This is a genomic window from Pinibacter soli (assembly GCF_029961145.1).
In the GTDB taxonomy this organism is placed as follows: domain Bacteria; phylum Bacteroidota; class Bacteroidia; order Chitinophagales; family Chitinophagaceae; genus Pinibacter; species Pinibacter soli.
On record NZ_JASBRG010000007.1, the window covers coordinates 831063 to 844984 of the forward strand.

Annotated in this window: 8 protein-coding genes; all 8 read right to left on the bottom strand. The window is 40.3% G+C overall.

Annotated elements, in window-relative coordinates; genetic code table 11:
- Positions 1-170: 170 nt before the first annotated feature.
- The 8 genes from QJ048_RS14235 to QJ048_RS14270 all read right to left on the bottom strand — a co-directional run bounded on the left by QJ048_RS14235 (position 171) and on the right by QJ048_RS14270 (position 13899).
- A complete protein-coding gene (locus QJ048_RS14235) occupies positions 171-1397 on the bottom strand; it encodes a glycoside hydrolase family 5 protein (protein ID WP_282335045.1) in 1227 nt (408 codons plus the stop codon).
- 33 nt (positions 1398-1430) lie between these two features.
- On the bottom strand, positions 1431-3275 hold the full coding sequence (locus QJ048_RS14240; protein WP_282335046.1) for a glycoside hydrolase family 2 protein: 1845 nt from the start codon (positions 3273-3275) through the stop codon (positions 1431-1433).
- Positions 3276-3679: 404 nt separating this feature from the next.
- Positions 3680-5599, bottom strand: a complete 1920-nt coding sequence (locus QJ048_RS14245; protein ID WP_282335047.1) for a 7TM diverse intracellular signaling domain-containing protein — start codon at positions 5597-5599, stop codon at positions 3680-3682.
- 266 nt (positions 5600-5865) lie between these two features.
- Positions 5866-7035, bottom strand: a complete 1170-nt coding sequence (locus QJ048_RS14250) for a TlpA disulfide reductase family protein (protein ID WP_282335048.1) — start codon at positions 7033-7035, stop codon at positions 5866-5868.
- Positions 7036-7058: 23 nt separating this feature from the next.
- A complete protein-coding gene (locus QJ048_RS14255) occupies positions 7059-8600 on the bottom strand; it encodes a PKD-like family lipoprotein (RefSeq protein ID WP_282335049.1) in 1542 nt (513 codons plus the stop codon).
- A 15-nt stretch (positions 8601-8615) separates the two neighbouring features.
- Positions 8616-9368, bottom strand: coding sequence for a DUF4843 domain-containing protein (locus QJ048_RS14260; protein WP_282335050.1), 753 nt, complete (start codon positions 9366-9368; stop codon positions 8616-8618).
- 11 nt (positions 9369-9379) lie between these two features.
- Positions 9380-10792, bottom strand: coding sequence for a RagB/SusD family nutrient uptake outer membrane protein (locus QJ048_RS14265; protein ID WP_282335051.1), 1413 nt, complete (start codon positions 10790-10792; stop codon positions 9380-9382).
- A gap of 8 nt (positions 10793-10800) precedes the next feature.
- Complete coding sequence (locus tag QJ048_RS14270) at positions 10801-13899, bottom strand: SusC/RagA family TonB-linked outer membrane protein (protein ID WP_282335052.1); 3099 nt, start codon at positions 13897-13899, stop codon at positions 10801-10803.
- Positions 13900-13922 lie beyond the last annotated feature (23 nt).

Below are 13922 nucleotides of genomic sequence, written 5' to 3' on the forward strand. Positions count from 1 at the left end.
ATAGAAATCGCCGTAACCTGAACATTATTGCCCCCCATCCGATCCGGCGCGGGCGGGCGCAGGGCATTAACCTGCGCTTTCCTTAACTAAACGACCTTGATTCCTATATACATAAAAAAGCCGCCGGTAATGAACCGACGGCTTTACATTGAAACCTTAAGATAAAAAAGCTATTTTTTTGGCACTTCAAATCCCAATGCCTTTACATACCCTTCGTTTATTACACAATTTTCAAACTTGCAGTTTTCCAGGTAGTCGTTCAGCGCCTGTTTGATCGCTTTGCGGTTAGGCGCCGCATTGCGAATATCCTTGTAGCTGTTTCTTGGTGTTTCAGCATAAGTTATCAGTGAATCGTACAGGGCAGGCTTGTTTACTGAAGCTATATTTTTGGGGCTGTCCATCTTTTTATATGGCCAAAAGTGCCAGCCAATGTTGTTTTCTTCCAGTACTTTTCTAAATTTCATCACCCATTCATCGTTATTCTCTCCTGTCTCACCAGCATAAATAGGTACACTGAATTGATCCCTAAATTCTATAAACCGTTTTACAGAGCCAAAGTCAGGCTGATCACCGTATTTATGAAAAGTATAAACAAGTTTTGAATCAAAAGGCTGTCCGAATATCTTGAAATTGGTATTCCACTGGGCACCGCCTAAGAACATAATGTGATTTTTATCAACCTTACGGATCTCTTTTACAAGGTCTTTATAAAATGGCTCGACGTATTGGCTCAAAGAATCTGCGTTAAAGTAATGTGCCACTGGTTCGTTTAGCAGATCATAACCCATTACTGTTGTTTCCTTACTGTATCTCGCAGCAATCTTTTTCCAGATATCAATCGTCTGCTTCTTGTATTTCTCACTTTGAAAAAGGAAAGGATAGCCAAAGCTGTCGTCAATATTGTCACCTGTTTGGCCGCCGGGTGCGCAATGCATGTCAAGAATAACATACAGATCTTCGGCTTTGCACCATTTAATAACCTTATCCAGCAATTCAAATCCACGGGTATCATCATTTACACCCAGATAATCTTCTTTGGTAAATAAGCGGTAATTAAAGGGAACGCGAATGGAATTCACTCCAATAGATTTCAGAAAATGAATATCCTTCTGTGTTACATAGTTTTGAAGAAATTTTTTCCAAAACGCCACCGCTTCTTCCGGTCCAATCACCTGTGCGATAGCCGCATGGATCATAGCTGGGGAATTGGTGTTTTTAAATTTAAACATATAGCCTTCCGGCACCAGCCAGTTACCTAAATTGGTTCCTTTTATCAAAAATGGCTTGCCATCTTTTCCTATAATTTCTTTTCCTTGTACAGTAACAAATTTAGACTGAGCCTGTGCCAGAGAAGTGAAAATGGCTATATAAAAGAATAGGGTACAAATCTTTTTCATCTTGGGTACGGATTAATTCTAACGTTGGTTTTTCTAATTTTTTATGCTGTCATAATATGCTTTCATAACATAAAAGGCTTTTTTCTTTCTGCCATGCTGGTCTATCAATCCTTTGTTGTTCCAGCCCTCCTGGTAAGTGGCATTGTTGCGACGGGGCGAACGGAAGTCAGCCAATATCCATGGAGAAATTCCTGTGAAATTGTCGGGCATTCTTTTTAGCATGGCCACTTGTTCCTGGTAATACCATTCCTGGAACTCTTCGCTCCATAATGTGCCTGCATCTGCGTGATAGCCTCCCAGCGCTTCAGCACCGGTTTCGCTTATGAACAGGGGCTTGTTATATTTCGTGGCCCAGTTTGCAGTGCGACAAGCTTCCGGAGTGCCGCCATACCAGCCGAGGTATTCGTTGAAAGCCACTACATCTACATATTCACCAAGTGGGTCATCTATAACCCGCAGATTTTTTTCAGATTGATAATCCACCTCAAGTGCGGCAGAGACAAGTCGTGAAGGATCCAAACCTCTTGCAGTTTTAAGTAAGGTGCTCATAAAACGTGTACGGGCCTCACTTACAGGTGTTTCATTTCCCACTGACCAAATAATAACGCTTGCCCTGTTTTGATCGCGGGATATCATTTCATTCAACTGTACTTTCGCTTTTTCCAACACAGCATCGCTCGTAAAATCGATCGTCCAGTAAACAGGGATCTCAGACCATACAAGCAATCCTAAAGAATCTGCCATTCTCGTCATGGCTTCATCATGCGGATAATGTGCGAGCCGCACCATATTACATCCAAGTTCTTTTGCCCATCCGAGTAACATGGCTGCATCTTTGCTGCTATAAGCGCGGCGTATTTCCTGCGGAACTTCTGCATGTATGCTTATCCCTTTCAGGAATACTGTTTTTCCATTGAGTAGCAGTTTTTTCCCATCTACAGTAATGGTTCTAAAACCAATTTTATCTGTTACTTTATCCGCAGCAGTTGTTACTACAACATTATATAATTTTGGATTTTCGGGACTCCAGCGCTGAAATGTAGTTGGCAGTTTGAAATTGATTTTTGCAGATCCTGCGTCTGCGGTAAACTCTTTCTTTACTTTGAGTTCGGGTATTTCTACAGAAATTTTTTCTCCTGCTTTAGCATTATCCAATTTTACCCAACCTTCCACTTCTGTTGTATTCACTACCGGCTTTAGCTGAATGGCATAATTCCTTATCGCAGCAGCAGAAGGGAGTTCCACCAGCTTTACATCACGGGTTATGCCACCATAGTTCCACCAGTCGGTATTGAGCGTTGGTATTTCATCGGCGTAACGTTTGTCGTCAACTTTTACTACTAAATAGTTATTGGTTGATTTCAACGCATTATCAGGAATCTCAAAATTGAATGGTGTAAAACCGCCTTTGTGTGTGCCTAGTTTTATACCGTTTAAGTACACGTCGGCTTTATAATTTACCGCGCCGAAATAGAGGTATAATTTGTTACCGGCATTTGATTTTGTATAGTCAAATGACTTCTTGTACCACACGGAGCCCTCGTAGTAAAGGAATTTTGGGTCCTGCGAATTCCAGTCACCGGGTACATTCAGTAAATATTTGTCATTATACTGATGTTCTTTTCTATCAAGTTTATTAGTGGGAATGTCTGTGCTCCAATAGGCTTCCCGGTCGTTTATATTTCTCTCTTTAAAGCGGTAATCATAAAAACCGGTTTCATAAGGATCGACAATGTATTGCCATTTGCCGTTTAGGCTAAAAGTTTTCCTGGCATTTACGTTGCCGATGATCTCGTTCTGAGAAAAAACATTAGAGCTGAAAAATAATAGTATGGCGAGAAGAAGCCGCCAGTTCTTTGTGGTTAAGAAATGCCTCATATGACTGCTTTGAGACTGTAAATGTATTAAAACAACACATTCCAAAACTCAAAACAAAATTTTATAAACAATTAAAAATCAACAGTCTGCCATTTTTGATACGCTTTAGTCGCAGCAAACAGTTTTCGTTATAGAATTGATAATATGTTCTTTATTGTTTGGGGATTTTTATTGTTGCATGCCTCTCTGATACGCGTAAAAAATTTCTTTAAAGATCAAAAATGTATTTTAGAAACCCTCTTTAATTAACACCCAATGTCCTACGGACAATGGTCTTGTTTCTGTTACATTTTCTATTGATATCAATTCCCTACGGGCAAACGTTCCACATAGCGGAACAACATTAATAGAAAATAAACGAGAAATAGTCTTAGTGCTAAGGAAACGATATTAAATTAATACTCTTAGCCGCCAACGGTATCTTCAAAAACCAATTTGCTCCAACCTCTTTCCCCTGCGTTCTTTAGTTCTTTTTTTCTCTCTTCCATTAGCTTTTTAATCTTACTGCTATATGACCAACAGGTACTTTGCCGTATTTCCAATATTTCAGATAACTGGTGCGAAGAAATTTTTCCTTTAGAGGTGTAAATGAGGAACAGCATATAAAATCCTTTATTAACAGGTATGCGGGTATTGTGAAATATGGTGTATGCCGTAGCAGATTCTTCATAACCACATTTTGAGCAACGACGGCTAAAAGATGTTTTACCCTCGCCATAGTGTTCGTTGCCACATTTCTTGCATTGATAACTATCGTTCCATTTAAGATTGGCGAGAAACTTATAGCAGCTTTCGTTGTCAGGATACACTTTGCTGAACTCTTCAAAATTCACTTCAGAGGATAACACGCGGGCCTGTGCAATTTTCTCAATATCAGTATGCAAAGTCTCATTATCTTCTTTCAGCAATGCATTCATTCTTTTTATTTCTATGGCCTGATGGCTAAGCAGCTCGTTCACATTTTGCAATTCATCATTTTGTTGCTTGATGATGGACGCCTGTTCGGTCACTTCTTTTGTGCGTTGTACTACTTTAACTTCTAGTTCTTTGTTCAGCTCTTCTTTTAATGCGTCCAAGCGTTTCATTTCTTCAATCACCCGCTGTTGCGCTCTGTCTTTTTCCTTCTTCATGTAACTTACGCTTTCGCCAATGGCAAAGGAAACAAACATCATTTCCAGTATGAAGCAAAAGCTCAGACTATAGTAATTAAATGGCCCAAATGGCAGATTGACTAAAGCCAGCACTTTCAACACCCTTATCGAAAAGCCCAATAACAAAAATGAATATCCTGCAACAAAAAAACGGGCAGGATAATATTTCTTTCTTAAGACAACTATGCCACAATAGAGACCAAATAAAATGGCAATACCATCAACAAATTTATATACGAACCAATGGTTATTGATAAACAGGCAGATTGCGAAAAAAACCGTTCGCAAAACGATGGCATATGCAACCAGTTTATAAAGGCGCGGAGCTTTCGTTTTTAGTCGCAGGAAACTTGCTGTAAATAACAACGCACCAATGGTGGCCGTATAAAGGGCGACACCAAATGCGATATCGTTCCACCGCGGAAATGAGGGCCATAAATATTGATACGCAATGCCATTGGAACTCATTTCGAAAATGCCTATACTAAAATTGTACACGATATAGTATATGTATTGACGCTGCCTTGTAGCCGCAAACATCATGAAATTATACAAGCAAAAAATGAGCATCATTCCATAAAAGAAGCCCAGTAGAATGTACTCACGCAATCCATATTTTATAAATTCCTCAACAGGTTTTATTACCACCATTACCGTTGGCGGCTGCTGTGAACGGATGGCGAAGTAAAAAACCTTGTCTCCGGAAAAATCGTCAGAAAGTTGTATAGTAAAGTTCTTATGACTTATCTGGCGCTGGTTAAACGGATACATTGCGCCACATTCATACTCATCAAACCTGCCGCTATCATTGGGCGAATAAAACCTGATGTTATCGATAGTTTGATCGTAAAATTCAAAAACCCAATTTTTGTTTGATTTTGAGACATTTCGAACTCGAACCCTAAACCAGTAGGTACTTTTATAATGAAAGGTTTTAGGAATAAAGGACCGGCTTGTTGCAAACTTATTATTGAAAGAGCTATCACCTACATCTGTTATGGTATATTGCCCTTTCGCGTCTTCAAATATTTGAATTTCATCGTAAGAAAAAATATGCTTTTCAATATTATGGTCAAGTGGCACAGGTATCTGTGCGCTCATACGAGTAGCAAAAACAATGAAGAAGGCAAGCCATATACAGCTTTTCTTATGTGCAGAGATTCGAACAATCATAATAGTAAGCCCAATTTTACAAAAGTGCCATAACTCTATGATGTTTACCTGATTAGTTGCCCTGGTAGCAGAACTGGTCGTTAACCAAAGGATTATCGGGTCACATAGAAGCACGTTAAAACTGGGGTAAAACTATTGAAAACTCATGACTTGAGCGATGAATATTCCTTTGGCGTTTTTTTCTGGAACTTCTATGGCGACATCTAAAAAAAGGTCAAACAGTTCTGTGACCGTTTGACCTTTTGATTGATGATTATATAAGTGACTTACAATACTTCTTCCAGTTTCTTCTCTAATGCTTCTCCTCTTAAATTAGTCGCTATGATTTTACCTTTAGGATCAATTAAGAAATTCTGCGGAATGCCTGTGATGCCATATTTCAAAGCGGCTTCACTACCCCAGTATTTCAGGTCAGACACGTTGGTCCATGCGCCCAGGTGATCCGTTTCAATAGCTTTTATCCATTTGTCTTTATCATTTCCTTTATCCAGGGAAACGCTATACACAGTAAAGTTTTTGTCTTTAAACTTACCGTAAGCTTGAACTACATTCGGGTTCTCTTTACGGCAAGGTCCGCACCAGCTTGCCCAAAAATCGAGCAATACATATTTACCACGGAAAGATGAAAGCGCCACCGGTATTCCATCAGGAGTGTTGAGCGTGATATCTGGCGCAATGCTTCCTACCATAATAGTTAACTGACCTTCTGTTCTTTTTGCAAAGGCAAGACCTTCAGGCGAGTTGCGTAGGTTCTCCGGCAAGGTTTTGTACAGATCCAATGCTTTTCTAAGATCTTCTTTTGAACCACCTGCGGCACGGGAAAAGGCGTAGAAGTAAATTGGAGACTGGGGATTCTCTTTTATGTATTTACCATACACTTCTTCACGAATCATTGCCTGCTCTTTTATAATACCTTCTTTTGCTGCCTGCTTTTCCTCTGCAGTTGCATTTTTGTCGAACATCACTTTGTTAAGCACCGGCGTTTGCACTTGCAGTGCCATCGCTTTTTTATTTAGCTTTTCATATTCTGTATGACTTTTTGAACCGCTAACTGTGAAGTTTACATACCTGTCTTTGCTGGTGATCTTAAGATTTCCCGGCTCTACATATACGTCTAGTTTGTTACTATTCGGTCCGTTCATCATAATGCCGACTGTAGTACGCCTTCCGGGAACACTTTCAGCACCAATCATGGCAACCATTAGCGGAGCCGTGACTTGCAAATGAAACTGATAAGCACCGTTTACAACATCTGCACTGTCAACATGTTTAGTACCATCTTCTGTCCAAAACATAAGAATCTTATTGAACTTGTCTTCTACATTCACAAACTTGCCGGATATATTTACATCCTTCAGTGGTCTGGGTTCGGTTTGGGAGTGCGCTGCAAATGGCATAGCAAGCATCATTAAGCCCATTAATCTAAAACGATTCATTGTCTGTTTTTTGTTTTTTATTATTATAAATTCCATTTGTAACTCATGTTCTTGATCTTACCGTATCCTTCTGTTATTCTTTCACTGGTTTTATCAATGGTACCATTGGAAGGATCAATAAAATAGCAGTATACTTTACCTGTCTTAGTGGTTTCGTTCCATGTAGCGATATATACTATTTTGTTCGCATTGGGTAGTAGAGCAAGCTGAACGGCTGGGTAATAAAACTTCTGTAATCTAACGCAGGTTACCGTTTCGCCAGCAGGTGCAGACCATGCCAGATCTGCCGGAAGTCCCGAATTATATTTAAACAAATACACGCCCGAAGAGGCTCCATACAAAGCATACTGCCCTGCAAAAGCGGTCGCCATCGTGTTGGCACTCTTTACATTGGGACTAGTGGACATATCAATTTTACGCAGACCCACGTTGTTTGTAGTGCCCATAAAATTGGCCACCATAAAATAGGAATTGGTACCGTCGCCCATAATGCTATACTCATAGTTGGTAAGACCCCAGTCGTTTGCTTTCATGTCCAGGCCCACGTTGTCCACATTAAACTGAGTAGTATTAACCTGTGTGGGGAATCTTGTAACCGTTACTCCGTTTGCTGCTACATAGGCAAAACGTTTATTAGTTTTATCATACACAACCGCGTCAAAAGCAGATCCGTAGTAGTAAGGTGTCCAACTATCAATTTGACCATAGTCGCCTCCTAAAGCTGCGCCGAAATAATTTATTCTGTAAGATCCTGATGAAATGAAATTGGTCACATGCACTTTATTATCGTTCACCACCAATTCTTTTCGTGTGTTGTTTCCCGTTAGAAACTGAATGGATTTAGTTGCAGGTGCAGTCCAGAACAATTTATTGAACGGATAGGTGATAGCAAAAGAAGATTTATCCACTCCTATCATATCATTTTCTGAAGCTATCAGTACATCTCCGGATGATAGCGGCGCAATTGAATGAAGAAGCGAAACTGGTTTCCCATCAAGCGCTGCACCGTTTGTATTCTTAATCACATCCAGGAACAAACGTGGCTTTGTAACACCTGTTTTCACTCTTTCATCTACTATGATGCCTACATCTGTTTTTCCTTCTTTTTCATATAGTACCATCCAGCCGTCTGAAAGTATTTCAGATACCTGCAAGTTAAAACGCTGGTATGTTTCCACCTGTGTGCTCAGGTCTTTTACCGCCAGATGAACGATCCATTTACCGGCAGGTTTAGTGATGGGAACTTTCAGCTTTATCTGGTGTGATAACGTATCGCGGGAATAAACAGGCGTGCCCACATAGCCTTGAAAAATAACCCAGGTAAAATCCAGCTTACCCTCTACCTCTTTCTCGGAAGTAACCAACTTACCGTTGAGATAGATCTTGGGTTCAATCGTCAACGTATCGTACCGGTAAACCGCATAGTCTGCCCGTATGTTGTTCACGCTTGTATCAATAACAATATTGTCAAGGGTTTTATAATCATAATTCCCTTTATCCTTATAGCAACTGTGAATGCCCAATATCAGGATTACACAGCTTATGATGCTTATTATTTTTTTCATACTTGTTGTAAATAATTAGGGGAAAACGACTTCGCTATTATTTTCATCCATTAAAGGGCCGTACTTGTCTTTATATGCCTGCAGAGCAGCTTTGCATAAATTCTGGAAGTAAGATGCCTGTGTTGCTGTAATTGTATTGTCAGCAAGCACTGGGTCCTTGGCAACTGTATAATAAATTTTAAAGTTGGCCATGCCGGTGGTTTGAATGATAAAGGCATACTTCACATTGCTATACGTGCCAAAGTATTTGCTCATGGCGAAATAAGGAGATGTCGCCGCATCCCAGTTATCAGGCTTCGATACGGCATTTTTAAAAATAACAGTAAGATCACTTAACTCTTCTGCACCTTCCAAAAAGGTTGGGGACTCCTTTAACTTAAAGACAATTTTCCCTGTGCTATTTTTAAACTCAGTGTAGCCTGCGGGTTTGTCAATGTAGATGGGAAATCTTCCTTCGTACTGTCCAGCCTTAATGGTGTAGATACCAAAAGTATAATACACACGGCTGGTATCGCCTGATACGGCTTGCAATTCAAATTTCGTATCGTGGTTCAACGGGTAACCGGAAAGTCTGAAATTAAACATAACAGAATCTCTGCCGGTAACGGTGTATGCGAAATTGTGTGTAACGCTATCTTCAACAACACTGCCGGATCCGAGCCAGATATTGATCGCGTTTCTCTCCTCAGGAAAGGGAAATTTATGCTCTTTCGTGCAGGAAAAGAGAAAGCAGCTGATTATGAATATTAAAAATTTAGACTGATGCATGGTTTGTAGTATTATCGGTTAGTTACTCTGTTTGCTGCTTCATACTCTGAAGCAGGTAGCGGGAAAATATATGCCTTCAGGCCAACGAGGTCCTTATCCGATCCGCGGATAGCAGCCATGTTCCAACGCTTGTAGTAATAAAACAATTGACCCTCTCCAATGAATTCCTTTCTGTATTCATTTGTCATAACGGATCTGAAGTCGGCAGGCGCGGTGGTCATCTGAGCAACACCTCTCGCTTTTCTAACCGGGTTGAAATCTTTTAATACATCAGTACCGTCGTGATAATCGCACTCGGCAAGTATATAGTAGATCTCAGCGAGTTTCAGCACCGGCATTTTGTTTTGATAGTATGCGTCGGTAGAGGCCGATTCGGAATATTTGAGTACATATCTTTTATCCGTATTGATGCTTGTACCATTTTCGAACAAATACAAATAGCGGTAGTCGTCCGTATTATTTTCGTAGTAAGAAAGCAGCGTTGCAGAGTTTAGGGAAAAAACAGTAGTGCCTTCTTCGGAAAGATAATTTATCGCATATTGGTTCAGGTTAGTTATCTGCAAAGCAAACAAATGCTCGGGAGCGCCGCTAAGGTCGGTTCCGTTGATATAGTTTGCCTGCGTGGAAAATGAAAATTTACCTGAATTAATAACGGCCTGGGCGCATTCACGTGCTTTTGCATAATCACCCATGTACAAGTATATTCTTGCCAGCAAGCCCTGTACAGCATAATAGTTCAAATGCAACTGCCTGTTGATAAGGTATCCATTGTCATCAAATTCAGTTACTTTTTTTCCAGTAAAAACGGGATCAACTTTTAGTAGTTCTTTTGCAGCCAACAAGTCTTCCAGAATTCTATTGACCACTTCGTTTACTTTATATTGCGATGTTTGCTGGGCTGTGTACTGTGTTACATATGGAATGGCAGGTTGCGATGCATTGATGGTATAGCTGGTACCAAAACATCTCAGCAGATCAAAATGAATAAAGCCTCTTAGTGCCAATGCCTCGCCCTTTATAATATTGTAGTTATCTCCTTTGAAAACTTTTTTCCCGTCAATGTTCCCCAAAATATTATTGGTATTGCTTAAAGCTTTGTACATATTGCTCCATACCCCTTCAATTCTGTTCTGCGATAAAGTGCCTGTGTAATTGTAATTACCATCATCATCATAGGCCGTAGGATAAGTAACCCATTCATGAGACAGTACGCCCATCATTCCGTATGTGAGCTCTTTGCCATACAGAGGTTCACCTGTAAGGATGGTATATACACCGGCCAGCGCTTCTTTAAATCCAGATTCGTCTTTAAACAGTTCCGAATCTTTGATTTGTGAATTGGGCTGTACATCAAGCCATTTGCTGCATGAGGTAAACAGCACTGCAGTGAGTATGATTGCGAACGTTTTGTTTATCTTTTTCATGCCTGTAATTAAAAAGTGGTTTGAATTGAAAATGAGAACGTACGGGAGAAAGGATAATCCGTACCGCGCTCCGTTTTTACATCTGAAGCAATAAACACCTCGGACATATAGAATCCAAGTTTCAGATTTTCCAGATGATACTTCTTAATGTTTCTCCATTTGAAATCGTAGTAAGCGTTCAATGTTGAAAACGCCAGGTCTGATTTTGTCTGATAAAATCTTGTTGTGGGCCTTGTAACTGTGGGAGTTGCCGTGATGCCTTTAAAGTAAGACTCGTCACCCGCCTTGTGCCAGGTATTGTTCAACACTCTTTCATCAACATTGTAGGCGATATTTACATTCTCTACCCTGTTAACCAAGGTAGCATTGTAGTAGCCCGCATTTAACGAATAACGCATAGAAGCAAACAAGCCCCATCCTTTGTATTCCATGCTGATGCCGAAGTTACCATTAAGCTTAGGATCGGTAACGCCTGCAACCACTTGGTCATCAGGGTTCCAGGTATATGTTGTTTTTCCTGTTTTGGTTAAAAACAATTCTTTTCCATTTACAGGATCAATGCCCAGAGATGGCACGGCCCAGATAGAATTGATTGACTGCCCTTCCTGGTAACGCGTTTTCGGAGCATTCAGATTTGTTTGGCTTGCGTCTTGTTCATCATTCTGGCGCTTAAGCGCATCGGATATTTGAGTGATCTTATTCGTTGTGTGAGCAAAGGATGCATTCAACGTTACATAAGATTGTTTGCGTGGGTTGCCATAAAGCTGGTAACTGATAGTACCCTCGTACCCTTTCTTTTGCAGCGATCCTAAATTCTCTTTGTAAGTATAAAAACCTGTCGAAGGAGGCAATGTAAAGTCTATCAAAAGGCTATTTGTATTGCTCAAATAATAGTCAAAGCGAATGTTCAATTTATTGAACAGCTTAAGATCCATACCAACGTTATAATCCATTGTTTCCTGCCACTTCAGGTTGTTGTTTGCCAACGCATATAAGTAGCCTCCGGAAATGTTATCATAAGTGCTGCTCGTAAAGAAACTGTAGGTAGCCATCGACTGGTAAGGATTGAAATTCTGGCTTCCTGTAGAACCCACAGAGCCTCTTAATTTCATCAGGTTGATATATTTCTGGCCCTTCAAAAATGATTCGTTATGAATATTCCATCCTAAGCCCAGTGACCAGAACGTTCCCCAGCGATTGTCTGCACCAAATACTGACGAGGCATTTCTGCGAATGCTCACATCTGCCAGGTACCTGTTGTCGTATGAATAGTTACCAAATGCAATAAGACCAACTTCTCTTTTGGAAGATTCGCCACCAGACGGCACGCCGTTTTCTTCGTATTGTTTTGCAAAAGTGATGAAGTCAACCCTGTTGTTAAGGAAGCCCCACGCAGTCATGCCATGACTTTGGTTTTTAGATGCAGTAAGGTTCCAGCCACCATTTAGAAACAAAACATGTTTTCCATAAGTCTTCGACCAGTTGGCAAAAATGTCGGAACTCAAATTATTGTTCTCACCATCTGTGATGGAGTAAGAGCCGCGCTTGTAATACGAATCACCTGTCCACAAAGCAAACTTTGTGTGATCTCCCGGAAGAAATACCTCTGCACTGTTGCCATTGTAAGTATAACCAACCCTTGCAGTCAATTTTAAATTTTGATGCGCCTGGTATTCCACATAAAAGTTTTCTGTAACCTCATTGTACTTGGAGAAGTTTTTGGTTTCCAGTTGCGCATTGTACAACGGGTTAAAATAATACAACGGAGTTGATGACGCTGTTGACTGGTAAGTGCCTAATAGTTTTTGCACATTTCCATTTTCATCAGTTGGCGCGTAATATGGGTTCAATGAAGTGTATTCGGAAAAGCTGCCATAAGGAGAATTGTTAGCCTTATTGAAAGTCAGATTCAGAATATTACGAAAGTTAACTTTACCGCTTCTGTAAGACAAGTTAATCGAACCTCCCATTGTCTGGCGGTCGGAGCCTTTCATTACACCCGCAACTTTATTGTAGTTAAGATCCACACCATAACGCATGGCAGAAGAACCTCCTTCAAGGTAAAGAGATTGCTTATGGCCAAAGCCTGTTTGCAACGGCTTGGACAACCAGTAAGTGTTTACACCCTTTTCAATATTTTGAAGAATCGCGTTGTACTCCTCATTTAAAAACTGTTGTGTAAATGGCTGCGTAGATGTATAACGTCCTGCATTTTTTTCAACCTGCAATTTTTCACGGGCATCTGTAAGATTATAAGAATTCAGATCAGGCACTTCCACGTTGAAATTTCCGTTGTAGGATATACGCATCTCTCCTTCTCTTGGCTTAAGTGTTTCTATAACCACCACACCATTTGCTGCTTTTGATCCGTAGATTGCTTTAGCAGCCGCGTCTTTCAGTAGCGTGATAGATGCCACTCTGTTCATATCCAGATCAAAAACTTTTTGAAGAGTTGCTTCAAAACCATCTAAAATAAATAAAGGCTCGTTAGGGTTTCCGGCGTATTCACCTTTTACATCATCCAATCCAGACTTGCCTCTCATTTGAATTTCTGGCAAAGCATTTGGATTGGAACCAAGCACCAGATTATCCGTTATCACAAATGAAGGGTCCATATTTTGTAAACTCTGTAATACGTTTTTATTACCGGCTTTTTTCAGGTCCTCTGCTTTATACGTAACTGCACTTCCGGTAAAGCTGTTTTTTGCTTGTCGCGAATAACCTGTCACCACCACATCTTCATTCTCTTCTATGCGCTTTTGCATCACAACTACAATCGGAAATTTTGTTTTATCCGTTATCACTAGTTCTTTCTCTTTATAACCAGTATGGCTGAAAACCAATGTAGCCTCCGGTTTATCTAAAGTAAGAATGAACTCTCCCTGGTTATTGGAGGTAGTGCCTATTTTGCTGTTTCCTTTTAATACGATAGAAACGTTTGGCAGCGGTTTCTTATCATCGTCGAAAACCTTACCTAAAACTTTGGGTGAAGCTTTAACTGACATCATTGGCACCTGACTAAGCAGGGAAAGAGGAAACAGCGTAATTGCCAGCAGAACCACGAGAGTGGATTTCCATCTTGCCCATAAGCGCAACTTTTCTTTCATAATACTTTGTAGTGGTTGTTTTG